The 21,251-nt window shown below is 68.3% G+C and carries 32 protein-coding genes and 1 tRNA gene; all 33 read left to right on the top strand.

Annotated features, from left to right (window positions below):
- Nucleotides 1-54 precede the first annotated feature (54 nt).
- The 33 genes from SK224_RS05405 to SK224_RS05565 all read left to right on the top strand — a co-directional run bounded on the left by SK224_RS05405 (nt 55) and on the right by SK224_RS05565 (nt 21,240).
- Nucleotides 55-360 carry a hypothetical protein gene (locus tag SK224_RS05405; RefSeq protein ID WP_320433733.1) on the top strand — a complete coding sequence of 102 codons (306 nt, stop codon included), beginning with the start codon at nt 55-57 and terminating at the stop codon, nt 358-360.
- Nucleotides 336-608, top strand: a complete 273-nt coding sequence (locus SK224_RS05410; protein ID WP_320433734.1) for a hypothetical protein — start codon at nt 336-338, stop codon at nt 606-608. Before SK224_RS05405 ends, SK224_RS05410 begins: the two co-directional genes overlap by 25 nt.
- Nucleotides 605-892, top strand: a complete 288-nt coding sequence (locus SK224_RS05415) for a hypothetical protein (RefSeq protein WP_320433735.1) — start codon at nt 605-607, stop codon at nt 890-892. Before SK224_RS05410 ends, SK224_RS05415 begins: the two co-directional genes overlap by 4 nt.
- A gap of 549 nt (nt 893-1,441) precedes the next feature.
- Nucleotides 1,442-2,056: a hypothetical protein gene (locus SK224_RS05420; RefSeq protein ID WP_320433736.1), complete on the top strand. Its 615-nt coding sequence runs from the start codon at nt 1,442-1,444 to the stop codon at nt 2,054-2,056.
- Entirely contained in the window at nt 2,053-2,580 is a 528-nt protein-coding gene (locus SK224_RS05425; protein ID WP_320433737.1) for a hypothetical protein, read from the top strand. Before SK224_RS05420 ends, SK224_RS05425 begins: the two co-directional genes overlap by 4 nt.
- Nucleotides 2,577-3,860 carry a replicative DNA helicase gene (locus tag SK224_RS05430; RefSeq protein ID WP_320433738.1) on the top strand — a complete coding sequence of 428 codons (1,284 nt, stop codon included), beginning with the start codon at nt 2,577-2,579 and terminating at the stop codon, nt 3,858-3,860. The genes SK224_RS05425 and SK224_RS05430 overlap by 4 nt, the downstream gene beginning before the upstream one ends.
- 7 nt (nt 3,861-3,867) lie before the next feature.
- Complete coding sequence (locus SK224_RS05435) at nt 3,868-4,278, top strand: single-stranded DNA-binding protein (RefSeq protein WP_320433739.1); 411 nt, start codon at nt 3,868-3,870, stop codon at nt 4,276-4,278.
- Between the two features lie 167 nt (nt 4,279-4,445).
- Nucleotides 4,446-5,018: a hypothetical protein gene (locus SK224_RS05440; RefSeq protein WP_307321129.1), complete on the top strand. Its 573-nt coding sequence runs from the start codon at nt 4,446-4,448 to the stop codon at nt 5,016-5,018.
- A 143-nt stretch (nt 5,019-5,161) separates the two neighbouring features.
- A complete protein-coding gene (locus SK224_RS05445; RefSeq protein WP_320433740.1) occupies nt 5,162-5,851 on the top strand; it encodes a hypothetical protein in 690 nt (229 codons plus the stop codon).
- Nucleotides 5,838-6,197 (top strand): hypothetical protein, encoded by a 360-nt coding sequence (locus SK224_RS05450; protein WP_320433741.1) that lies wholly within the window; start codon nt 5,838-5,840, stop codon nt 6,195-6,197. Before SK224_RS05445 ends, SK224_RS05450 begins: the two co-directional genes overlap by 14 nt.
- Nucleotides 6,198-6,544: 347 nt before the next feature.
- Nucleotides 6,545-7,048, top strand: a complete 504-nt coding sequence (locus tag SK224_RS05455) for a hypothetical protein (RefSeq protein ID WP_320433742.1) — start codon at nt 6,545-6,547, stop codon at nt 7,046-7,048.
- Nucleotides 7,049-7,375: 327 nt separating this feature from the next.
- Complete coding sequence (locus SK224_RS05460; RefSeq protein WP_320433743.1) at nt 7,376-7,606, top strand: hypothetical protein; 231 nt, start codon at nt 7,376-7,378, stop codon at nt 7,604-7,606.
- Nucleotides 7,603-8,754 (top strand): hypothetical protein, encoded by a 1,152-nt coding sequence (locus SK224_RS05465; protein ID WP_320433744.1) that lies wholly within the window; start codon nt 7,603-7,605, stop codon nt 8,752-8,754. Before SK224_RS05460 ends, SK224_RS05465 begins: the two co-directional genes overlap by 4 nt.
- A 140-nt stretch (nt 8,755-8,894) precedes the next feature.
- A tRNA-Gly gene (locus SK224_RS05470) sits at nt 8,895-8,966 on the top strand.
- A gap of 116 nt (nt 8,967-9,082) precedes the next feature.
- On the top strand, nt 9,083-9,226 hold the full coding sequence (locus SK224_RS05475; protein ID WP_320433745.1) for a hypothetical protein: 144 nt from the start codon (nt 9,083-9,085) through the stop codon (nt 9,224-9,226).
- Between the two features lie 33 nt (nt 9,227-9,259).
- Complete coding sequence (locus tag SK224_RS05480; RefSeq protein WP_320433746.1) at nt 9,260-9,856, top strand: hypothetical protein; 597 nt, start codon at nt 9,260-9,262, stop codon at nt 9,854-9,856.
- Complete coding sequence (locus tag SK224_RS05485) at nt 9,853-10,245, top strand: hypothetical protein (RefSeq protein WP_320433747.1); 393 nt, start codon at nt 9,853-9,855, stop codon at nt 10,243-10,245. Before SK224_RS05480 ends, SK224_RS05485 begins: the two co-directional genes overlap by 4 nt.
- 142 nt (nt 10,246-10,387) lie before the next feature.
- Nucleotides 10,388-10,675: a hypothetical protein gene (locus SK224_RS05490; RefSeq protein ID WP_320433748.1), complete on the top strand. Its 288-nt coding sequence runs from the start codon at nt 10,388-10,390 to the stop codon at nt 10,673-10,675.
- 325 nt (nt 10,676-11,000) lie between these two features.
- Complete coding sequence (locus SK224_RS05495) at nt 11,001-11,438, top strand: hypothetical protein (protein ID WP_320433749.1); 438 nt, start codon at nt 11,001-11,003, stop codon at nt 11,436-11,438.
- Nucleotides 11,401-12,939 carry a hypothetical protein gene (locus SK224_RS05500; protein ID WP_320433750.1) on the top strand — a complete coding sequence of 513 codons (1,539 nt, stop codon included), beginning with the start codon at nt 11,401-11,403 and terminating at the stop codon, nt 12,937-12,939. Before SK224_RS05495 ends, SK224_RS05500 begins: the two co-directional genes overlap by 38 nt.
- 10 nt (nt 12,940-12,949) lie before the next feature.
- Nucleotides 12,950-14,434: a phage portal protein gene (locus SK224_RS05505; protein ID WP_320433751.1), complete on the top strand. Its 1,485-nt coding sequence runs from the start codon at nt 12,950-12,952 to the stop codon at nt 14,432-14,434.
- Entirely contained in the window at nt 14,376-15,623 is a 1,248-nt protein-coding gene (locus SK224_RS05510) for a hypothetical protein (RefSeq protein ID WP_320433752.1), read from the top strand. The genes SK224_RS05505 and SK224_RS05510 overlap by 59 nt, the downstream gene beginning before the upstream one ends.
- A gap of 11 nt (nt 15,624-15,634) precedes the next feature.
- On the top strand, nt 15,635-16,171 hold the full coding sequence (locus SK224_RS05515) for a hypothetical protein (protein WP_320433753.1): 537 nt from the start codon (nt 15,635-15,637) through the stop codon (nt 16,169-16,171).
- 10 nt (nt 16,172-16,181) lie between these two features.
- Nucleotides 16,182-17,186 (top strand): major capsid protein, encoded by a 1,005-nt coding sequence (locus SK224_RS05520; RefSeq protein ID WP_320433754.1) that lies wholly within the window; start codon nt 16,182-16,184, stop codon nt 17,184-17,186.
- A gap of 2 nt (nt 17,187-17,188) precedes the next feature.
- Nucleotides 17,189-17,653 (top strand): hypothetical protein, encoded by a 465-nt coding sequence (locus tag SK224_RS05525; protein ID WP_320433755.1) that lies wholly within the window; start codon nt 17,189-17,191, stop codon nt 17,651-17,653.
- A gap of 19 nt (nt 17,654-17,672) precedes the next feature.
- The gene (locus SK224_RS05530; protein ID WP_320433756.1) at nt 17,673-18,098 is read left to right on the top strand and encodes a hypothetical protein; all 426 of its coding nucleotides are present in this window, start codon (nt 17,673-17,675) and stop codon (nt 18,096-18,098) included.
- A gap of 7 nt (nt 18,099-18,105) precedes the next feature.
- Nucleotides 18,106-18,498 (top strand): DUF6093 family protein, encoded by a 393-nt coding sequence (locus SK224_RS05535; protein WP_320433757.1) that lies wholly within the window; start codon nt 18,106-18,108, stop codon nt 18,496-18,498.
- Nucleotides 18,491-18,919, top strand: a complete 429-nt coding sequence (locus SK224_RS05540) for a hypothetical protein (protein WP_320433758.1) — start codon at nt 18,491-18,493, stop codon at nt 18,917-18,919. Before SK224_RS05535 ends, SK224_RS05540 begins: the two co-directional genes overlap by 8 nt.
- Complete coding sequence (locus tag SK224_RS05545) at nt 18,916-19,341, top strand: hypothetical protein (protein ID WP_320433759.1); 426 nt, start codon at nt 18,916-18,918, stop codon at nt 19,339-19,341. Before SK224_RS05540 ends, SK224_RS05545 begins: the two co-directional genes overlap by 4 nt.
- Nucleotides 19,342-19,384: 43 nt before the next feature.
- Nucleotides 19,385-19,597, top strand: a complete 213-nt coding sequence (locus tag SK224_RS05550; RefSeq protein WP_320433760.1) for a hypothetical protein — start codon at nt 19,385-19,387, stop codon at nt 19,595-19,597.
- Nucleotides 19,597-20,097: a hypothetical protein gene (locus SK224_RS05555; RefSeq protein ID WP_307321072.1), complete on the top strand. Its 501-nt coding sequence runs from the start codon at nt 19,597-19,599 to the stop codon at nt 20,095-20,097. The genes SK224_RS05550 and SK224_RS05555 overlap by 1 nt, the downstream gene beginning before the upstream one ends.
- A 91-nt stretch (nt 20,098-20,188) precedes the next feature.
- A complete protein-coding gene (locus SK224_RS05560; protein ID WP_320433761.1) occupies nt 20,189-20,872 on the top strand; it encodes a hypothetical protein in 684 nt (227 codons plus the stop codon).
- Between the two features lie 146 nt (nt 20,873-21,018).
- The gene (locus tag SK224_RS05565) at nt 21,019-21,240 is read left to right on the top strand and encodes a hypothetical protein (protein ID WP_320433762.1); all 222 of its coding nucleotides are present in this window, start codon (nt 21,019-21,021) and stop codon (nt 21,238-21,240) included.
- Nucleotides 21,241-21,251: the final 11 nt, after the last annotated feature.

Raw genomic sequence — 21,251 nt, forward strand, 5'->3', positions numbered from 1 at the left:
CGGAACCGTCTCATCGACGACCGCGAGATGCAGGCGTGCGCCCGGTGCGGCGTCGTGATCTGGAACAACGGCTCACGGCATCACCGCCTGCTGCGCTCTCGCAACGGCGGCGACGAAGTCTCAAACGGCGTCCTCATGTGCGGATCCGGCACGACCGGCTGTCACGGATGGGCGCACGCAAACCCTGCCGACGCGACCGCGATCGGCTTCATGGTCCCGTCCGGCGTCCTGCCGGGCATGTGGCCGATTCTGCACGCCCTCTACGGATGGGTCGTGCTCTACGACGACGGGACCGCCGAGGGGGTGGATCCCGCAGCATGGAAGGAAGCGCTGGGATGGCCCGCACCCGCTCGAATCTGATCCACCTCGACGAGGAGCGCATGGCGCGCCGCGGCGAGCGGCCGATGGATGGCGCCGAGACGTTGGATGAGCTGGTCTATCTGCTCGATGCGGGCGTGCATCCGTACCTCGCGGCGCAGATGCTCGGCAAGACGTGGGCGGCGCTGCTGAAGCTCGCCGATCGCTACGGCCGTTCAGAAGAGATCGTGCGAGACGACCTCGACGCGTGGCGCCGCTACAGTGCACCCGACAGGCGCCCCGCCGCATGACGTCGTCCGTCTTCGCGCTCGCCGCCGCTCGGTATCACGAGCTGCGCAGTGACTACGAGCTGGTGCTCGAGGCCGCTTACGCGAGCGCGGAGGCGGCCACGAACGGGCACATGCTGAATCGCCGCGCGCGTGAGGCGGGGATCTCTTCGTGGGATCTCTTCACGCACAACGGCACCTTTGCGCGGGCGTACGCCAGCGAGGAACTGCTCGAGCACTGGGCGAGTAACCCGCGGCCGACGTTCAGCTCGTACGAGGCGCAGATGCAGGAGCCGGGGTGGCTGTAGACGCGCAGCCGTGGAGCACGCCGCGCTCGAGGGCCGCGACGCGGGCTGATCTCGCCTCGATCGACGCACGGCACGCGCGGCATCCGGCATGCCGTCTCTGCGGTCAGCGCGCGCTCAAGCTCGACACCTTCGGGCTCTGTTCGAAGATCACCGTCGCTCATCAAGCGCGACGTGGCGCCCCAGCGGTCAAGCCGCGCGGGCGCCGATAGACGCACCGGGAAGGGGGCGCCATGTTGGTAACGATCTACGCCGTGTACTGGCCGCGGCATGGCGTCCTCAAGGTGGGTCGAACCCGCAGCGGAGCGCGGATCCGCGGGTTCGTCGAGACGGGCGCCGAGGTGCTGCTGATGATGCGCGATAGCCCCGTCGAGCACGAGCGTGCGGCGCTCGATTCGCTCCGGGCTGCGCACCCGCAAGCGTTCACGACCTGGCGAGAGTCCGAGGTCGTCCTGCCGCGGGGACGCGGCTACACCGAGTGTTTCCGGGTGGCGTTCGCCGAGCTGGCCGACGCCGTCCGCACGATCCTGAGAGGCATCGTCCTGTATGACATTGAGCAGACCTCGAACGCTCACGGTCGAAGCGTTCAAGCAGATCCGACGCCTGCCGCCCCTGCTGAGGGCGACCGCCGAGGGTCTGCGGATGCACGCCGACGACGAGGGACGCGGGTTCGTCGAGCTGAGGCAGATCCTCGCCGACGTGTACCCGACCGAGTCGAGCGTGACCGAGTCGACGCTGGTCGACCATCTGCTCGAGCTGGCCGAAGCCGACGTGATCACCCTCTACGAGGACGCGCGCGGGCGGTCCTGCTATTCGTTCAGCTTGTGGGGGCGTGTCGATCGCGCGAACGAGTCGAAGATCGAGCCGGCCCCCGACTTCGCGACGTCCTCGCGAACGGCTCGCGAGGAGCGCCTGGCGGAGGAGAGCGGGAGAGCGAGAGAGCGAGAGCGAGCGGGCGAGAGCGAGCGGGCGAGAGCGGGAGAGTGTGAGAGTGAGGACGCCTCGCGAATGTCTCGCGAGGGTCTGCCCCCCGACCCCTTCTGCTCGGAGCATCCGGGTGGCGTCGAGTTCCCCTGCATCGCCTGTCAGAACGCTCGCCTTCGGAATCAGCACTACAAGGATCGGCTGCGGTGGGAGATCGCGCAGCGGGTCAGTGGTGCCGCGTGAGCCGCGCTGAGCACACCTACTCGGTGGGCGAGACGTCGGTGACGCTCGTCGTCCCGGACGGTGTCGAAGTCCCGCCGTGGATGCGACTGAAGCTCGATGGTGCCCTCGTTGTCTTCGAGCACACAGGCGTGAGGAACATCCGCGCCGCGGCGAAGCGCCGCACCCGCCAGCCGGGCACGGCGCAGCGGATCCCGGCCGACTGGCGACCGGATGCCGCCGTGCTCGAGAAGGCCGCGGCTGACTTCCCTTCGGTGAACCTCGAGCACGAGTCGGCGCAGTTCGTCGACTACTGGCTCGGTCAGGGGCGGCCGATGGTCGATTGGGTCGCTACGTGGCGGCGGTGGATGCGCAAGCAGCACGCCGAGAACGTGGCGAAGGGCTGGAAGCCGCAGGCGACGCCGCGTGACGAGGACGCGAAGGCTCGCTGGCTGCGCGAGCACGGAGTGACGGCCGAGGAGTACGAACGCCGGAAGGGAGATGCCGAGTGGCTGGACATGATCAACCGTCGCGGCCGGGTGGCGTGAGTCACTTCGACCGCGAAGCCGAGCGCGCCGCGCTGGGCGCGATGATGCTCGATTCCCGCCGCGTGTGGGACGTGCTCGACGTCGCGCAGCCGGGTGACTTCCACGACCCCGTGCACGAGGTGATCGCCACGGCGATCCATCGGCTCGCGACCCGCGGCAGCGGTACCGACGCGGTGCTCGTCGAGGCGGAGGTCGCGGCGATGGGCGACCATCTGCCGCGCGGGCCGGGCTACCTCTTCGAGCTGTCCAGCTCGGTCACCACCGCCAGCAACGCGGCGTACTACGCCGAGCAGATCGTGGAGCACGCGCAGCGTCGCAGGCTCGCGGATGCCGCATCGACGGTGAACGCGCTCGCCGCGGATCGCCGACAGCCTGTCGCGGAGCAGATCGAGAGCGCGCGCGCCGCGGTCGACGCGGTGGCGCGGAGGCGTGCCGCGACCGTGCGGCCGGTCGGAGACTCGATCGACGATCTCTTCGCGGCCATGACCGAGCCGCCCGTGTACACGCCGACGCCGTGGCGGTCGATCAACGACCTGATCGGTGGGCTGCGTCCTCGAGCGTTCTACGTGGTGGGTGCGCGGCCGGCGTCCGGGAAGACGATCATGGCGCTGAACATGGCGACCGCGCTGGCGGTGAATGGCAACGTCGCGGTGTCGTCGCTCGAGATGGGCGAGGAGGAGTTGCAGAAGCGTCTCGTCTCCCAGCTCGGCGAGGTGCACATGACGCACCTCGTCAACAACGCGCTGGACGACGACGACTGGCGCCGCGCGCAGATCGCTCGACCGAAGATCATGCGGCTACCGCTGTTCGTCGATGATCGGCCAGGGCAGACGCTCGCGCAGATCCGCAGTCATGTGCGGTCGGTGGCGCATGAGGGGCCGCTAGCGGGCGTGGTCGTCGACTACCTGCAACTCGTCGAGACTTCGGACCCCCGAAAGGACCGCCGCACGCACCTCGGCGAGGTGTCCCGCGCCCTCAAGGTCATGGCGAAGGAGTTCGACTGCCCGGTGATAGCGCTCGCGCAGCTCAATCGGAAGTCGGAGGAGCGCGCCGGTAAGAAACCGATGCTGAGCGACCTCAAGGAGACGGGCGACATCGAGCAGGACGCCGACGTGGTGCTGCTGCTCTCTCGAGACACCGACGACCCCGACCGTCTCGGCGAGGTCGACGTACAGGTGGCGAAGAACCGTCACGGCAACACGGGCGAGATCGCCCTGGCCTGGCAGGGACACTTCGCCCGCATGAAGGACATGGGCGCCGACTGGGCGCCAGGAATGTGAGGAACAGATGACGAGTTCGACGATCCGCCTCGACGCGTTCGTGGCGAACGAGCCGAAGCTCGGCCGGCTGCCGAACGGCACCCCCGTGCTCGATCTCCGGCTGCCGCACACGCCCCGCCGGCTCAACGAGCTGACGAAGCAGTGGGAGAACGTCGGCGAGACGACGTGGCACAGCGTCTCCCTCTTCGGTGACGAGGCCGAGCTGTACGCGCCGCACGTCGGCAAGGGAACGCGCGTCGTCGTGACAGGCACGCCGGAGCTGCGACTGTGGAGCAAGGATGGCCGACACGGCGGTGAGATCGTGGTCAAGTCGGCGAGCATCGCGCTCAAGCTGCGGCCGAAGCCGAACCCGGCTGCGCCGCCGGCCGACGATGCGTGGGCGACGCCGACCGGCGGGCAGGACGAGACGCCCTGGTGATGCAGCCGTGCGCGCGCGGCTGTCTGATCCACCTCGCTGAGTGCCCGTCGTACGGCAAGAAAGGCGGCGACTGCCGCGGGTGCGCGCCGAGCATGTGCAGCGGTGACTCGCTCATCTGTAGCCGCTGCTACGGCCGCACGCGGGCGATGCTCGAGGCGGTGCCGGACATGGCCGCGCACCTCCGGGCGCTCACGAACCCGCTCAAGGGCACGCAGTACGACCGAGACTCGGGCGGCGGTGGCGGCAAGCTGCACGCGCCGCCGCCCGTCCCGGTCGAACTGCTCGACGCGGCCGACTTCATCGTGACTCTCCTCTGGTCGACGACCGTCGTCGTGCGCGGCGAGATGCCCGAGGGGCGCATGCAGGTTCCGGTCGCGGCTGACGCGGTCGACCTGTACGTGTTCACGCGAGACGCGCGAGACGAGATCCTGCGGGGCCTGTCGGCGCTCTCGCGGCGGCCGGAGATCGTGCCTTTCGCGGATGCGGTCATCGGTCTGCCGGAGACGCGCGACGAGTGGACGCTGCGAACGATCTTCGAGCGATGGTCGCTCGTAGAGGCGCCGTGGTGGGCTGCGCAGCCGTGTCCCGCCTGCGACAAGAAAGCGATCAAGGTCACGCCGGCCCCGACGCCGGCCGCCGAGACGAGATACCGGTGCGAAGCCTGCAAGTGGGTCGCACCCGACGATGTCGACGGGCTCTGGGCCGCAGGCTTCAGCCGTCGAGAAGGGAAGGCCGCTTGAGCGCTCGAGCGTGCGCATGGTGCCGCGGCCGTATCCCCGAGGGGAAGCGAGCTGACTCGGTGTGCTGCTCGACGAGGTGCCGGCAGGCCCGCCATCGCTTCACCTCGGGCGTAGGTGTCGCGCCTGACGTCGGCGACGACGTCTTGCGGCTGGCGTACGCGGATCCGCCCTATCCGGGGCTGTCGCGGCGCTACTACGGGAACCACCCCGACTATGCGGGCGAAGTCGATCACGCCGCGCTGATCGGCCGCCTGTCGCAGTTCGACGGTTGGGCGCTCTCAACGTCTGCGCGAGCACTTCAGAGCGTCCTCGCCATGTGCCCGCCCGGCGCTCGCGTCGGGGTCTGGGTGCGCGGTGAACGGCCGACGCGTAGTGCAGGACCTCTCAACGCGTGGGAGCCGGTCATCTACTGGGGCGGCCGGCGTGACGCGTCGCGTTTCACCACGGCGGGCGAGAAGGTGTCGCGTTTACCAGGTGAACGCGACGCGTCGCGTCTCGCCGGCGCAAGGCGACGCGTCGCGCCCGCCGGTCACCACGACGCGTCGCGACCGGCGGCCGCGGAACGCGACGCGTCGCTCGCGGCCGCCGCCGACGCGTCGCACGGATCCTCGCGACGCGTAGACGTCCTGACCTACAGGCCAGGTGCTCGCACGACGGACCCAGATCGGGTCATCGGGGCGAAGCCGGCGGAGTTCTGTCGCTGGATGTTCGATCTGCTCGGCGCCGAGCCGCAAGACGAGTTCTCCGACCTCTTCGCGGGGTCCGGGGGAGTGATGCGGGCCTGGCGAGTCTTCGCCCGGCTCGACGAGGAGGTAACGAATGTCAGTGCTTGATGAGGTCGCCGCCGAGCGGGCGCGGCAGTCCGCAAAGTGGGGTGTGCAGCGGCACCCTGACGGGACCGGCCCGGACTCGATGCCGCTCTACGCGGAGACGGCGACCGGGATCGCAGACAACGACGAAGCGGCCTACATCCGCGACGTCATGCAGGGGCGCACCGAGTGGCGCTTCCACGACACCTCGACGCGCGATCAGCCGGGCACATGGACCGACATCCTCCTCGAGGAGGTGTTCGAAGCGCTCGCCGAGTCCGACCCGGAGAAGCTGCGCACCGAGCTGATCCAGGTCGCCGCGGTCGCGACGCAGTGGGTCGAAGCGATCGACGATCGGCCGGCGGCCTGATGCGCCGCTGCGGCTGGTGTGGCGTCGTGTTGCGTTGGTGGCAGATCAATCACTGCCGAACGTGCCGCCTCTACTTCAGCGTCATCATGCTGAGCCCACCATGCGCAGCGGGCTCCCGCTGGGAAGGATGTCCCGACCGGTTCTGGGGCGACTACCGTGCGGCATGGCGGGCCGGTCGTAGCGAGCTGATAGCTGTGCGGAGCCGCCAGTGCGCAGAGAGCGCAGCCGGTTGACGCTCTCGACGCCGTGCTGGCTCCGTTCCCATGCGGAGTGCACGACGAGAACCCGGCACGGGACGCGTTGCGCGTGCTCGTGTCACGCAGATGAGAACGACAGCCGGGAGGCGCATGGCGATCTATGACCGGGAGGGTGCGGCGGACCGCGTAGGGCGCAGCGCTCGCACCATCAAGCGGTGGGAGGAGCGCGGGTGGCTGACGTTCACCCTCGGTCGTGTCCGCGAGTCGGACCTCCTCGACGCCGAGAAGCAAGCACGCAAGCAGCGCGGCGGTGACCGCCGCAGTAAGGGGCAACAGGTGAAGCGCATCGAACTGGACGAGTCGACGTGGCCCGAGGGCGCCGTCGCCGACGAGCGCGTCTACTCGCTCGAGATCACCCGCAAGATGCGGTTCGATGCGGAGATCGGCGCGCGATGGTTCGCGGGTGAGGACGTCGACCCCTGGGTGCCGTGCGAGCCCAAGATCGTGGAGCCGCCCTTCGACATCGAGACGATGACGGGGACGTATCTCGACGTCTCACGCCGTGCGGTGCAGCTCAACGCGGTTCTCGATCGCAACGGGATCAAGGCGTTCACGTACTACCCGCATCCGCTCGAGCCGCAGGCGGCCCGCTGATCAAGTGTCATCAAGCGTCCGGCCAGTGTGGTATGCTAGCCGCATAGCGCGATAGTTGGGCCAGGACAGGTTGAAGAACCGTCCCGGCCCTTTTTTCATGCCCGCATTCGCTGGGCCGGTCGCGCTCGCCCCGGCCGCTTGCCCCTCGGCCGGGGCGCTCTCACTTCCCCGCCGCTCGCTCGTCCTCATCGAAGCGCGCGGCCACCTCGCGTCGTCGGTGGATCGGACTGCTCAGCAGCGATCCCGGCGGCGCGCTCGCGTTTGGCGTCAGTCGCGGACACGCGTCGAGCCGAGCGGCGGGGATAACCGAACAGAGGAGGTGCCGGGATGGCACTGAAGGACAAGCTCGCGGCGCCTCCCGCTTCGCGGCGCCTGAACGTCGTGGAGACGTGGCGCGATGGACTCGACGACGCGACTCGCGTCGCATTCGATGCGGCCGTGCTCGACCATGCGTGGACGACCACCGCTCTGCACGCGGTGCTGCTCGAGGATGGCTTCGAGCTGGGCCGCGAGACGCTGGCCCGCTACCGTGCTCGCAAGATGCGCGAGCGCGCATGACGCTCGCAGACACGCTCTCGTCGCCGCCGGCAGCGGACGACGCGCCCCGCATCGAAGCGGATGCGAACGGCGGCACCTTCAGCGGCATCCGGTCGACGAAGCCGATCACCGATTGGTCGAACATCTTCGCCGAGTTCGATCTCGACCCGGATGTGTTCGAGGTCGTCGAAGACACGGTGCGGATGTCGAAATGGCAGCAGTCGAAGCGCCTCGAGAACGGCCATCGCGACATCATCTGGCTGTACTCGTACCGGGGCAGCTTCCGACGTCGCTCGGATCGCCTCGACCTTCCCGCGCTGCACGCCGCAGCGCGTCAGCGGAAGCCGCGCCCGTTCAAGCCGGTCGACAGCGACCGCGTGACGGTCGTCGTGCTGTCCGACGTGCAGGCCGGCAAGGTCGGCAGCCGCGGCGGCACCCCTGAACTCATCGAGCGCATGGCGGATACGCGTCACGCGCTCGCCGCTCACCTACGCGCGCGCAAGCCATCGCGGCTCGTGCTTGCCGAGGCGGGCGACCTCTTCGAGGGCTTCGAGTCCGGCGGCAACCCGATGTTCACGAACGATCTCAGCCTGACCGAGCAGATGGATCTCGCCTCGACGGAGCTGTACGAGTTCGTGCAGCTCATGCAGCGGCATGGTCCCGTCGAGGTCATGGCCGTGCCGTCGAATCACACCGCCTGGCGCAACGGTAAGCAGAACCTCGGGCGCCCCGGCGACGATCTCGGCCTCGGCGTACATCGCCAGGTCGCGAAGCTCGCGGCGGCGTCCCGGCTCAATGCGCACTGGAACTTCCCTCGGGCTTACGACGAGTCGATGGCGCTCGACGTCGGCGGGGCGGTGCTCGGGCTCGTGCACGGGAATCAGTTCTCGCCGGGTCGCGCGGCCGAGTGGTGGTCGAAGCAGCAGCACGGTGGCCAGCCGGTCGGTGCGGCCGACGTGCTGATCACCGGCCACTATCACCACCTCGCGGTCATGCCGACCGGGCGCAACCCGCACACGGGCCGCGCGAAGTGGTGGCTTCAGGCGCCGACGCTCGACAACGGGTCGGACTGGTATCGCAACGTGCAGGGCGACGACAGCTCGCCGGGCCTGCTGGTCTTCGACGTGACGAGCGACGGCTTCGACCTTCAGTCGCTCACCGTCCTGTAGGAGGTGCGATGAGCACGCCCGATCTGTGATCCCCGCATAAGCGGATGGCTAATCTTCGCCGGATATCAGCCCGGCGACGGCAACCCCGGAAGCCGTAGCAATGCGGGGCGCGAGGTCACGACGCGATGAATCGTGACGTTGGGTGCGTAGCTCAGTTGGTAGAGCACCGGCCTTCCAAGCCGGCCGCGCGGGTTCGAACCCCGCCGCACTCTCGACGTTTGGGAGCAGGCCGCTCGGCCTGCCGCGTCGGGCCACCCGCCCGTGAAGGGGACCACCGCGAGCCTGGGGCGCGGTATACGAAGTACCCCCGCAGCTTTAGGGAGGCGCAATGGTGCACGACCCGACCGAGCGTGAGGCGAAGAGGCGCACGCTCGAGGACTTCCACGGCACGGATGTGGGGGACTGGCTCGCTGATCGCGTCATCGTGCGCGACGTCGGGCCGGTTCCCGTGGCGCATCCGGCCGTGGACTGACGAACCATCAACCGAAGAGATAAGGGGCACTCGATGGGACGCAAGAACAAGGAACAGATCGCAGCGCTCGAGCGCCAGGCTGAGGTCGCTCGCGAGCATCAGGCCGGCGCTCAGCGTGCCGCGGCCACGAACGCGCGCCAGCGTGACGAGGCGCTGCGCGACGTCAACGCGCTGCGTCGCCAGCTCGCCGACACGGAGCGGCAGCGGGACACGCTGCGAATCGCCCAGCAGCATCGAGCGGACCAGGCGGAGCACGAGGCGCGGGTCGCGAAGCAGAAGGCCAAGGCGGAGGCGCGTCGCAAGAACCTCGCCGACCTCGGTATCGGGCTCGTGTCCGTCGAGGACGCCGACGTGAGCTTCCACCACGACAAGAACGCCGACCGCCGGTCGGTCACGATCGAGCTGGATCTCGACGACGAGCAGGCGAAGGCGCTGCGGCGCTTCATCGACAGTCGCGAGACGCCGGCTGCCGTGATCAACGCGAGCGCCATCTCGGCGGAGAGCATCAGCGCGGGCGGCATCGACAGTCGCGCCCGCATCTTCGGGATCTCCAACCCGCTGGATGAGTGGCAGAAGAACATCTTCAGGTACGCCTACCCGCAGTACTTCGTCGCTGGCGAGGGTGCGTGAACAAGTACGCTGCGACCGGGATCCTCATCGACGCGTACGAGGGGAAGCGGTTCGTGATCGTCGAGCGTGACGGCCGCGCGGTGCAACAGGCGCTGAGGGTTTTCGCGGACACGGTCGAGCACCTGGGCGAGGCTGAGCGCGTCACCATCCGCCGAGCCAACGGCGACGAGCGAGTGGACGTGCGCGGGCTCGGGCGCGGAACAATCCGGTTCGCCACGCCCCGCGGTCAACGCTTGCGAGGGCTGTCGGTCGACGTGGTCTTTATCGACAATGAGGCGCATCGCGTGCTCGAGAGCGACGGGGTTCTCGACTTCGATCGCTACAACGCGTTCCGTGAGGACGTCGCTGTCGCACTCAGCGGGTCCGGCGGAAAGGTCGTCCACTCATGAGGCGCATCCTTGCCGTGCTGCTGGTCACGGTGCTCTGGCTCGCCCCCTACTGGGTGACGCAGCCGGCGCGCCCTGAGCCTGGCGCACGTACCGTCGTCGCCTCGGTGCTGGTGGACAGCGCCTCGGGATCGAGGGGTGGCCGATGGCGGGAGTCCGATCAGGTAGGCCGTGGCAGACGGTGCGTCAGGTCGTCTTCGCTGAGGAGACGCACTGTCACATCTGCAAGCAGCTCGTCGACAAGTCGCTGCCGTACAGGGATGCCCGCACGGGCAAGGTCAATCCCCAGAGCAAGTCGGTACACCACCTAGACCCGCATCCCACCAAGGAGACGGTCGCCATTCGCTCGAGGCTGCGTCTCGCACACGTGGGATGCAACTCGAGCTTCGGGGACGGCAGCAGGGTGCGCACTCGCACCTCACGTAGGTGGTGACAGCGTGCGGGGTCCGCGATGAGAAACCTTCGGGCCATCACGGATCCCGCACCACCCCGGATGCTGCCTCACCTATGGGTGGAGAGACACCACCACGTAGGGGAAGGGCAGTGTGTGCAGCCCGATGATGTGAGCCGCACGCACAGGGACGCCGAGACGCGTCGAACCATGCCAGCGAAGGCATGTGTACCAGGGCTTGGGCCGATTCGAACATGCGTTCGAACACCCCTGGGGGGCACCCCTTGCCCCGAACCGCATGGAACCCCGCCGGGGAGTCAAAGTTTCTCTCCCCGCATTCATCTTCGATTTTCGCTGGGGGTGGAGCATGGCGGCTCGACAGCCTGCCGCGGGGGTAAACCCGCACCGCCTCGGTGAGCGGGGCCTCGCCCTCTACGACGCAGTGGCGCAAGCAAGGAAGCTCACGCCCACCGAGCTGGTCACGCTCGTTGAGGCGTGCCGGCTCGCTGATCGTCTCGAGCGCTTCGACGAGTTGATCAACGGTGAGCGCGACGAGTGGCTGCGCCTCGACGTGAACGACGACGGCTCCGAGATCACCGTCGTGCTGACAGATGTCGTGCGCCAAGCGCGCATGCACGCCGCGACGCTCAAGGCGTTGCTGGCCGGCTTCGAATCCTCCGCCGCCGCTGCGAGCGAGGACGCGCAGCCAAGCGGGGAGGTGCCGGGCAATGTCGCGGACATCAAGAGCAAGCTCCCGCCGACGCTCGGTGGTCCCGCCGCGCGTCAGAAGCGTTCCGCGAAGTAGCGGAACCGCAGGCGACGCCGCAGTAGCTCTCTACGAAGAGAGCGGGCAGCAGCTCGACGAATGGCAGAAGGCCGCCGTTCGCGACGCCCTGGCCTACGCCCGGAACGGACAGTGGGCGGCATTCGAGTTCGCCCTCATCGTGCCGCGCCAGAACGGAAAGGGCGAAGTGCTCGCCTGCATCGAGCTGGCGTTCATCGTCCTGTTCGACGCGCGGCTCGTGATCCATACGGCGCACGAGTTTAAGACCTCGCAAGAGGCGTTCCTGCGCATCAAGACGATCGTCGAGGGCACGCCCTCCCTGCTGGCGCTCGTGAAGCGTCGCGGTACGCGCGTCGTGGGCATCCGCACCGCGAACGGTGAAGAGGGCATCGAGCTTGAATCTGGGGCTCGGCTTCGGTTCCTCGCACGTTCCAAGGGTTCCGGTCGCGGGTTCACGGCTGACCTGATCATCCTCGATGAGGCGTACGACCTCCCGGAGGAAACGCTCGCCGCGATCATGGCGACACTGACTGCGGTGGCGAACCCGCTCATCATATACACCTCGAGCGCCGCGCTCGACGGATCCGCGGTGCTCCGCCGCATCATGGCGCGCGGCCGGCGCGAAGATGACCGGCCAAAAGACCCGACGCTCGCCTACCTCGAGTACAGCGCGCACCCCAAAGCCAACTTCGACGATCCCGAGACGTGGCGCTGCGCGAACCCTGCTACCGAGTCCGGGCGCGTCACCATCGAAAAGCTCGCGAAGCTGCGCGCCGCAACGCCGAGTGATGCGAAGTTCGGTCGTGAGCACCTCGGGATCCTCGACGAATCCGCCGGTCAGGCGGTCATCGACATGGACCGCTGGCACTCGCTCGCCGACGAAGACTCGATGATGTGGGGCGGCGTTCCACGCGTGCTCCGCAAGGGCGTCACGTCCCTGGCGATCGACGTCAACTTCGACGGCTCAATGGCATCCGTCGCTCTCGTCGGTCGCCAGGCGATCCACAAGGGTGGTCGCTGGCAGGCGGGACCGAAGCTGCACGGCGAGATCATCGCCCGTGAGCGCGGCACCGGCTGGGTCGTCGACTTCGTCAAGGGCATCGTGCAGCGGTGGGGGCCGATCGAGATCGTGCTCGACGCCAAGGGCTCCGCCGGCAAACTGCTGCCGGCCTTCGAGGCCGAGTCGATCGACGTCACGAAGATCTCCTACTCAGAGCACGTGCAAGCGTGCATGTTCTTCGAAGAGCTGATCATGGGGCCGGTGGACGAGCACGGCCGCCACGATCCGGCGCACCCGAAGCTGTTCGTTCACCTGAACGACGCTCACCTGAATGATGCCGTCGAAGCCGGCCGCAAGCGCACCCCCGGCGAGGCCGGCGAGTGGCTGTGGCATCGGCGCGACACCACCGACATTTCCGCGCTCGTCGCACTCACCCTTGCTGTCTTCAGCTTCACCCGGTCAGAGAACCGCGTCGAGGACAAGCGTCAAGGCGTGTCCACGGCGATGTACGCGTTCAACTGAGGGAGGCCGCATGGATGTGGAAACGGGCAAGCGGCGCGCCGCCCTCGGTTTCGAAGCGCTCCGAGCCAACGAAAAGAAGGCGAAGGAGCGCGAGGACTACACGCACGGCGTGCAGCGCGACCCGTGGGCGCCGGAGGGCATCGGAAACGAACACCTCGAGCTGCGCCGCCAGTCCAAAGCGAACTGGATCAACATCGCAGTGTTTGCCCCGATTCAGCGTCTCCGCTTCGAGGGCATTCGGACGGGCCAGGGCAAGGACACCGACAAGAAGGTGTGGCGCGACTTCTGGCACGCGAACCGCCTCGAGGCGCGGCAATCGATCATCTACGAGTCGATGATGACGCACGGGCGGGGCATCGTGAGTGTCTGGCCCAACCTGCGCAACATGCAGCGGCCGATCGTGCGACCGCAGTCCATGCGGAACGTCTACTTGCACGCGGACCCCGGCGACCCGTTCGTAACGGAGTGGTCGCTGAAGGTCGTCGAGCGCAAGGACGTTGCGCCGAACGGCTTCATTGTCCCCGCGGGCATCCGCCCCGCGACGACGCTCGCCTACGTCTACGACGACGACTCGTGGATGAGGCTCCGCCTCGAGGGCGGCAAGTGGGAGCACGAAGATGACGGCTTCCATCCGCTCAAGGCAAACCCGATGGTCACCTACGACTACCGGCCCAACGCGAACTCCGAGATCTTCAGTCCGGTGGATCCGCTCATCCCGCAGCAGGACGCGATCAACACGATTCGCTTCAACATGCTGCTGGCGATGCAGTTCTCGGCGTTCCGCCAGCGCATCGTGACCGGCTTCGACCCTGTGATGCGCGACGAAGCCGGGCAGATCGTCTACAAGAAGAACCCTGACGGGTCGATCTTCACCACGCCGGACGGGCGCATGGTGCCGCTGATGAACGACTTCGGTCGGGCCGCTGTCGACCGGATGCTCGTGTTCAACGGACACGACACGAAGGTCTTCGACATGCCCGAGTCGAACCTCGCGAACTACGTCACCATGCTGACGGAGTTCCTGACGCAGTTCTTCGCGACGGCTCAGGTGCCGCCCCAGTACCTCCTCTCGCGCATGGCGAATCTGTCGGGCGATGCGATCTCCGGCGCCGAGTCGACGCTCACGAGCTTGCTCGGCGAGCTGAAGCGCTATGTGCAGGAAGGCCACGTCGAAGCCGCGACGCTGTGGAGCCGGGCAGCGGGCCTGCCCGACCCCGACCCGGACATGGAGCTGCTGGCCGCCGATATGGAGGTCAAGAGCTTCGGGCAGATCATCGACGGCATTCAGAAGCTCGTCACCACCGGATTCCCGCGTGAAGGTGCCTGGGAGATGATTCCCGGCGCCAATCAGGCCAAGGTCGCGCGCTGGATGGACATGAGCGCTCGCGAGGCCCAACAGGAACTCGACGCGCTGAAGGGTGAGGTGGCCGAAGAGGATGACACTTCCCAAGGCATCGGCCAGGCACTACAACTCGCAGCGCCGAATCGCGGGTAACGCGCTCATCCAAGCCCGCCGCCTCTGGCAGCGAATCGGAACCGAGTTCGACGCGGGGTGGGCACTGATCGGGGCGGAGATGACCGCGCTCGTCACCGACGCGATGCGCGAAGCTGCGGCCGGCGGAATCGAGTACCTGCCCGAGGTGCTCGAGGAAACCGGTCAGACCGCTGCGCTCGCTACCGTCAGCGCATCCGCGTTCGCCGGATGGACCCGTGAGGGGCTGCCAGTCGGGGAAGCGCTACACGGCGCCGTGCGCGTCGCCAAGCAGGCCGTTTCGGCAGGGATGGCGCCCGAAGCTGCGCTCCTCGCCGGCCGCAAGTCGCTGACCCGAGTCATCCCGTCCGCCATCGCAGACGCCGACAGGGGTGCTGTGCACGCCGGGCTCACATCCGTGGGCTACGGATACGTGCGCATGCTCAACCTGCCGAGCTGCAAGCGCTGCATCATCCTCGCCGGCCGCTGGTACGCGTGGAACGAGGGATTTCAGCGGCATCCGCTCTGCGACTGCCGGCACATCCCCGCCGCCGAAGACCGCAAGGGCGACTGGCGAACCGATCCGTACGCGCTGTTCAAGCGCATGAGCGTTGCCGAGCAGGATCGCATCTTCGGAGCCGAGTCGGCGCAGGCTATCCGCGACGGCGCCGACATGTACCGAGTCGTCAACATCCAGCGGCGCGGACTGCCCACCGTGAATGCCTTCCGGCCCCCTCGCATGACGCTCGATGAGATCTACGCGAAGGCCGGAGCCAACCGGGAGAAGGCGGTAGCGCTGCTCACAGAGCAGGGCTACATCCTGCCCGGCGGCCAACTCCGCGAAGGCGCGATCGGATACGGCGACCTCGGCCTCGACTCTCAAGGCGCCCACCTCTTCGGCGCAGGAGAACTCGGCCGCGGCGGAACTCGCATCGGCGCCACCTACGCCCACCGCCAAGCCGCCGCATCCGGCGTCCGCGACCCGCTGAACCGCTACACGCAGACCGCCGCGGAACGCTCCCTCAACGACGCCGTGCTCGCAGCCCGCGCGCTCGCCGAAGGCCGCAACCCCTTCGGGCGCTGGCGCATCACGCAAGCAGTCCGCGACCGCGTCGCCGACGACCTCGCCACTCAGATCAACGCGCTTCGGGCAGGGCAAGCCTCCGCCCAAGTGCGAAGGCTCGCCGACTTGCTCGGCGTCAACTACCGATGAAAGAGGCCCACATGCCACGCCCCAAGCTCCCGCCCTTCCTCATGCTCAACGGCACCGAGGCAACCGGCAGCGCGCCCGCTGCGCCGCCCGCTTCGCCCGCCGCTCCCGCCTCGCCGCCCGCGCCCGCTGCGCCAGCGCCGGCAGCGCCGCCCGCCGCATCCGCCCCGTCGCCCGCCGCGGCGCCGATCGCGCCCCCGCCGCCCCCGGCGATTCCGGCAGAGATCGAAGCGGAGCTGCGCGAGGCGCGCGAGTTCCGGGAGAAGTTCAACTCCCTGATCAACAAGCCGGCGGAACCGCCGGCCGCAGCGGAGAGCCCCGAGCTGTTGCAGCTCCGGGCGGCGAACACTCACGGCATCACCGCCGAAGAGCGCGTTCTGCTCACTGCCACGACGGAGGCGGCGCTGAAGCAGCAGGCCGAGGCGATCATCTCCCACCGCGCCCCTGCGACCGCGTCAGCCGCCGCAGCGGGCATCACTGGCGGCGGCGCTGCGCCGTCCACCAAGCCAGCAACCCTTGAGGCCGCGCTCGCAGCGGCCCTGACCAAGTAAGGAGGGCTAGATGCCCGTATCTCTCATCGAGGCGAGCCGCAACGCCGTCACCGACTACGACCCGTTCGTGATCGACGAGTTCCGCAAGGAATCCGTCATCGCTGACACCATGATCTTCGATGACGTGGTGAACCCGGCCGGAGGCGGCGGCGTGCTGACCTACGGCTACCGTCGCCAGGTCACGCAGCCCACGGCCGCATTCCGACCGCTGAACACGGAGTACGTGCCCAGCGAGGTGCAGACCATCACCGTGTCGAGCAACCTCGCCGTGCTCGGTGGAACCTTCGCGGTCGACCGCGTTGTTGCGAAGATCGGCCCCGCCGCTTCGGGGTCTGTCGCGCTGAACATGCGTCAGAAGGCGAAGGCCGCGGTCACGAAGTTCCAGGATGCTGTGATCAACGGTGACGTCGCCACGGATGCCGCCGGCTTCGACGGCCTCGACAAGGCGCTCGTCGGCTCGACGACCGAGTTCCGCGCGGGCCAGGTCACCGACTGGCGCGACTGGGACACCGACGCCGCGCTCGTTCACAAGGCGCTCGACGACATCGACGAGTTCCTGTCGCTGCTCGACGGCGCGCCGACGATCATCCTCGGCAACGCGAAGGCTCTCGCACGAGTCCGCGCCGCGGCTCGCCGCGCCGGCCAGTACGTCAAGGATCCCGTCGATGGTCTGGTCGGCCAGGACGGCCGCCCCATCACCCGCGAGTCGTACGGCGGGATCACCTTCGCCAACCCCGGCGCCAAGCCGGGCACGAACGACCCCATCATCCCGATCTCGACGCGCACGGTCGGAGGCGCGTCGACCACGGGCCTCACCGACCTGTACGCGTACCGCGTCGGACTCGACGGATTCCACGGTCTGACGACCATGGGTGGAACCCTCGTCGAGACGTGGCTGCCCGACTTCACCAACGTGAAGGCCGTGCAGGAAGGTGGCGTCGAGCTGGGGCCGGTGGGCGTCGCGCTCAAGGCCACCAAGGCCGCGGCTGTGTTCCGCAACCTGCGGGTGCAGTAAGCATGGCCCCGGTCGTGCACACGCCGGTCGAGGGATTCACCGGAACCGTCGCGGGGGTCACCTTCCGCGACGGCTCCGGCGAAACCGACAACCAGGCCGCGCTCGAGTATTTCGAGCGCCAGGGATACCGAGTCGAGTCGGATTCGACCCCGACCGTGGATTCGGCCCCGCCCGCCGAGCCCGCCGAGCCCGCCGAGCCGGCCGAGCCGACCGAGCCGGCCGAGCCGACCGAGCCCGCCGAGCCGGCCGAGCCGACCGAGCCCGCCGAGCCGACCGAGCCCGCCGAGCCGACCGAGCCCGCCGAGCCGCTGCCCGAGCGCCCGCACCCCGTGCGCGACAGCAAGGCGAAGTGGTTCACCTACCTGTCGGCGCTGAAGCCCGATCACGGCTTCGCGCTCGAGAGCGTCGGCCGCGGCGAGCTGATCGCCGCCGTCGAGGAGATCGAAGCCGCGCAGGCTTCCGCGTGACAGAGGAGGGGGTGCCCGCATGACGAATCCAATCGCCGACATTGAGCGGCTAAAGGGCGCGTTCGAGCGCCCCCTCGTCGAGACGGTCGAGCTGCGGGAGGAAACAGCCGCGACGCAGTGGCTCGACGACGCGTGGGGGATCATCCTCGACGAGATCCCCGGCGTCGAGTATCGGCTCGCTCTCCCGGAGGATGACCCGTCGCGGCTCCGCAAGGACACTGTCGCGCGGGTCATGGTGGCGGCGGTCATCCGAGTTCTTCGGAACCCGGATGCTCGCCGCCAGCTCGGCGAGGACACCTTTCAGGAGACGATCGACCAGGCGGTGTCGTCCGGCCAGCTCTACATCACGGAGACGGAGCGCGGTCGCATCGTGGCCGGCGCCGGATCCGCGAATGCGCCGGCCGCCGTGCTCGGTGGTGTCTACAACGTGGGCTTCGGGGGCTGACATGCCGATGTCGCTCTCTGCTCAGAACCGTGGCCGCCGGGCGGCCGAGGCGGATATGCGCGACAGGTGCATCGCCACGGCCGCGACCGGCGGCACGGTCTGGGATCCCGTGAAGCTCGAGGACGTCCCCGCGACGGCAACGGTCTACGCCGGCAAGTGCGAGCTGTACTGGTCGACGCAGAGCATCATCACCAAGCAAGGCGTGACCGTCGAGGGCTACGTGCTCAAGGTGCCCGTTCTCGCTCCGGCCCTCCCGATCGGCGCGCTCGTGCGGATCAGCGGGGCGTACAGCGACCCGCTGCTCGTCGGTCGTGAGTTCGTCGTGTCGAAGCTCGCCGCCGGCTCGCACATCCTGTCCCGCCGGTATCAGGTCAAGGAACCGACAGCACCCGGTGGCTAAGCCGACCGTCGCCGTCTACAACCCCGGCGGCAAGAACGGCATCGACAACAGCGAAGTAGCCACGCTCGCGCACGACCTCGTCGAGGCGTCTGTGTCGATGCAGTGGAAAGCGCCCGCTGTCGTGAAAAAGGGCGCGGTCAACATCAAGACCGACGCTCGACGGATCATCGCCGACGCTCGCGCAGTTCGGACCACGATCCCCGCATACCCGTACGCGATCGGCTTCAGCCTCATGGGGCACAGCCTCACAGAGGCGGAGATCGGGCCGACCCGACGCAAGGGCAAGCAGGGCAAGCTCGGAAACCTTCTCGAGTACGGCGGCATGTTCAACGCGCCGATTCCGCACCTTCAGCCCGCGCTCGAGCGAGAGGCGCCGAACGTGGCGCGACACCTACTCAGCGAGGGAGCCGACATCCTGTGAGTCTCACGACATGGGCGCTCGAGCGTCTGCGAGCGGAGCTTCCGCACGAGCCGATCTTCGACGGGCCGCGAACCGGCCGCACATTCGACGGCGTGCCGGTGCCGCCTGAGGCGCAACGGCTGATCGTCGTGCACACGGTCGGCGCGGGCCATCGAGACGTCACGCTCGCGCCGAGTGAGCGTGCACCGGCTCTCGCTCGAGCACGGCTCATCATCCACACGTTTGCGCTCACCCGCCGAGAGGTTGAGGAGCGGCGCAAGGCTATTTGGCGGGCGCTGCGCTACCGCGTTCCCGAGGATCCCGACTACTCGTGGAGCTACCCCGAGCACGACGAGGTCCGGGACGGTGACCCCGACTTGACGCTGGTGACGCCGCAGCTCCACACGATCGACGAGTTCGCTTACGCCGGATTCGAGAAGTAGAGCCCCCGCATCGTCGGGGGCTCTCCCATTTTCAGGAGGCCGCATGGCTCTCGTGCAGGGGTACGTCAACGGCCGCCCGGCCATGATCCCCGACAACTTCATCACCCTGTGGCCCGAGGTGTACAGCCTCGAGCCGCCCGAGGGTGCTCAGGGCGTCGCCGACGAGGCGAGCGCCGCATCCGAATCAGCCGGCGAGGTGCCGGCACCGAAAGCGCCGGCACCTCGCCGCGCGCCGAAGCGAAAGGTCGTCCAGTAATGGCACGAGTTCTCTCCAAGGGCCGCAAGAAGCTCACGTTCGTTCCCAAGTCCATCGCGCCGACCGCGGCCGAGGCGCGCAGCCTCACCGTCCTGAACGGCGCGGGCGTGTTCTACGCCAGCGACTACGCCCTCGCCGATGGCTTCCAGCTCGGCTTCGGCGACCCCGCGACCGCCGACGCGACCCCCATCGGCTCGCCCCGCACGGTGAACGTCGTCGGCGAGGGTGAGGTGAACGCCAACATCAACTTCGCGCGCGACACGGACCCCGCCGCCGACAAGGCGTGGGAGTTCCATCAGACGGTCGACGTCGAGTTCTGGGGCGTCCTGCGCGACGGTCCGACGCTGGCGAGTGTCCCGTGGGCCGCGGGCGACGAGGTCGACGTGTTCGACCTGGCGACCACGGACCCGAACCCCCGGCAGGACGCCGAAGTGTGGTCGTTCAACGAGGTGTACGGACAGGGCGCCGGCCACGAGCGCCGCGTCGCCGTCACCGCCTGACGACTCCCAGCCCCGTGGGGGCGAGCTGCCTGCGTGCTCGCCCCCACGGCACCCCCAACGCAGGCACATGACTTTCACGCAGGGAGCGCGCATGACGACCAGCCTTCAGAACGAAGCCGACGAGCTGAACCGGATCCAGGACTTCGACCTCGACGCCTGGCTCGACGACATCGAGCCGCCGCAGCGATCGGTCACGGTGAACACCCGCGGCGACATCCTCGCCACTTACGGGCAGCTCGAGTACGAGCGCAATCAGGTGTTGCAGTCGCTCATCGCGCTGTCGAAGTCCCTGCCCGATGACGAGACGCCAGACCCCGCGGCCACGCTCGCCGACGACGGCAACGACGCCGCCCGTGAGCGCTTCGCAGAGGCGCAGGCGAAGGTGGCAGACATCGACGAGCGCATGGCCGCGCTCAGTGACACGTACGCCCGCAACAAGGCCACCTTCACCCTGAAGGCCATCGACCCGAGCGAGCGCGCGCGCATCACCGCCAAGCACGGCGACCACAAGACGAAGGTGGGCGCCGAACTCCCCGACGAGATGCTGAAGCTCTTCCTCGCATCCGTCGTCGACATCACCATCATGCGCGACGGCCACGAGGTGAAGCAGCGCCCGGCCGACTGGACCGCACCCCGACTCGCCAAGTTCATGGCGAAGATCGGCGACGGCCAGACCGGCCTCCTCTGGCAGGCGTACTTCGGCACGGCCATGCAGGATGTGACGCCCCCTTTCTCGCCCGAGTCCTCGTCTGGGGGAGCTACCAGCACGTTCTAGACGAGCTGAAGACCGCCGCGCAATGGTCGGTGCCGCCGTCCCGGATCAGACACGGCCGCGGCTCGTGGAAGCACGAGAAGAACCGGCTCATCGCGCAGGCGTTCGTGATCTACAACCGATCGCTGCACAGCGCATGCGGTCACCCGATGGAGAAGGCATTCAGCCCTTCCCTCAACGGCTGGGTGCAACCCGAGTGGGTCAAGTGCCAGATCTGCGACGCGCGCGAGCGCGCCAAGACGGAACTGCCGAAGGGCGACCCGAAGCACGGCAACGCGTGGGCCGCGATGCCGGTCGATCACTTCCCTTACCGCGACGAGCACGAGCCGTTCGTGCCGTGGCGGTTCGCGCCTCGTGCGCTCGACACCTGATGAAGGGAGGC

The organism is Microbacterium sp. BG28, from assembly GCF_034044005.1.
Lineage (GTDB): Bacteria > Actinomycetota > Actinomycetes > Actinomycetales > Microbacteriaceae > Microbacterium.

Coding starts and splice junctions, on each gene's coding strand:
- SK224_RS05410 (WP_320433734.1), top strand. CDS start 336: ATGGCCCGCACCCGCTCGAATCTGATCCACCTCGACGAGGAGCGCATG.
- SK224_RS05415 (WP_320433735.1), top strand. CDS start 605: ATGACGTCGTCCGTCTTCGCGCTCGCCGCCGCTCGGTATCACGAGCTG.
- SK224_RS05435 (WP_320433739.1), top strand. CDS start 3,868: ATGACGAGTTCGACGATCCGCCTCGACGCGTTCGTGGCGAACGAGCCG.
- SK224_RS05440 (WP_307321129.1), top strand. CDS start 4,446: ATGGCCGCGCACCTCCGGGCGCTCACGAACCCGCTCAAGGGCACGCAG.
- SK224_RS05450 (WP_320433741.1), top strand. CDS start 5,838: ATGTCAGTGCTTGATGAGGTCGCCGCCGAGCGGGCGCGGCAGTCCGCA.
- SK224_RS05455 (WP_320433742.1), top strand. CDS start 6,545: ATGGCGATCTATGACCGGGAGGGTGCGGCGGACCGCGTAGGGCGCAGC.
- SK224_RS05460 (WP_320433743.1), top strand. CDS start 7,376: ATGGCACTGAAGGACAAGCTCGCGGCGCCTCCCGCTTCGCGGCGCCTG.
- SK224_RS05465 (WP_320433744.1), top strand. CDS start 7,603: ATGACGCTCGCAGACACGCTCTCGTCGCCGCCGGCAGCGGACGACGCG.
- SK224_RS05475 (WP_320433745.1), top strand. CDS start 9,083: ATGGTGCACGACCCGACCGAGCGTGAGGCGAAGAGGCGCACGCTCGAG.
- SK224_RS05480 (WP_320433746.1), top strand. CDS start 9,260: ATGGGACGCAAGAACAAGGAACAGATCGCAGCGCTCGAGCGCCAGGCT.
- SK224_RS05490 (WP_320433748.1), top strand. CDS start 10,388: ATGGCGGGAGTCCGATCAGGTAGGCCGTGGCAGACGGTGCGTCAGGTC.
- SK224_RS05495 (WP_320433749.1), top strand. CDS start 11,001: ATGGCGGCTCGACAGCCTGCCGCGGGGGTAAACCCGCACCGCCTCGGT.
- SK224_RS05505 (WP_320433751.1), top strand. CDS start 12,950: ATGGATGTGGAAACGGGCAAGCGGCGCGCCGCCCTCGGTTTCGAAGCG.
- SK224_RS05510 (WP_320433752.1), top strand. CDS start 14,376: ATGACACTTCCCAAGGCATCGGCCAGGCACTACAACTCGCAGCGCCGA.
- SK224_RS05515 (WP_320433753.1), top strand. CDS start 15,635: ATGCCACGCCCCAAGCTCCCGCCCTTCCTCATGCTCAACGGCACCGAG.
- SK224_RS05520 (WP_320433754.1), top strand. CDS start 16,182: ATGCCCGTATCTCTCATCGAGGCGAGCCGCAACGCCGTCACCGACTAC.
- SK224_RS05525 (WP_320433755.1), top strand. CDS start 17,189: ATGGCCCCGGTCGTGCACACGCCGGTCGAGGGATTCACCGGAACCGTC.
- SK224_RS05530 (WP_320433756.1), top strand. CDS start 17,673: ATGACGAATCCAATCGCCGACATTGAGCGGCTAAAGGGCGCGTTCGAG.
- SK224_RS05535 (WP_320433757.1), top strand. CDS start 18,106: ATGTCGCTCTCTGCTCAGAACCGTGGCCGCCGGGCGGCCGAGGCGGAT.
- SK224_RS05550 (WP_320433760.1), top strand. CDS start 19,385: ATGGCTCTCGTGCAGGGGTACGTCAACGGCCGCCCGGCCATGATCCCC.
- SK224_RS05555 (WP_307321072.1), top strand. CDS start 19,597: ATGGCACGAGTTCTCTCCAAGGGCCGCAAGAAGCTCACGTTCGTTCCC.
- SK224_RS05560 (WP_320433761.1), top strand. CDS start 20,189: ATGACGACCAGCCTTCAGAACGAAGCCGACGAGCTGAACCGGATCCAG.
- SK224_RS05565 (WP_320433762.1), top strand. CDS start 21,019: ATGGAGAAGGCATTCAGCCCTTCCCTCAACGGCTGGGTGCAACCCGAG.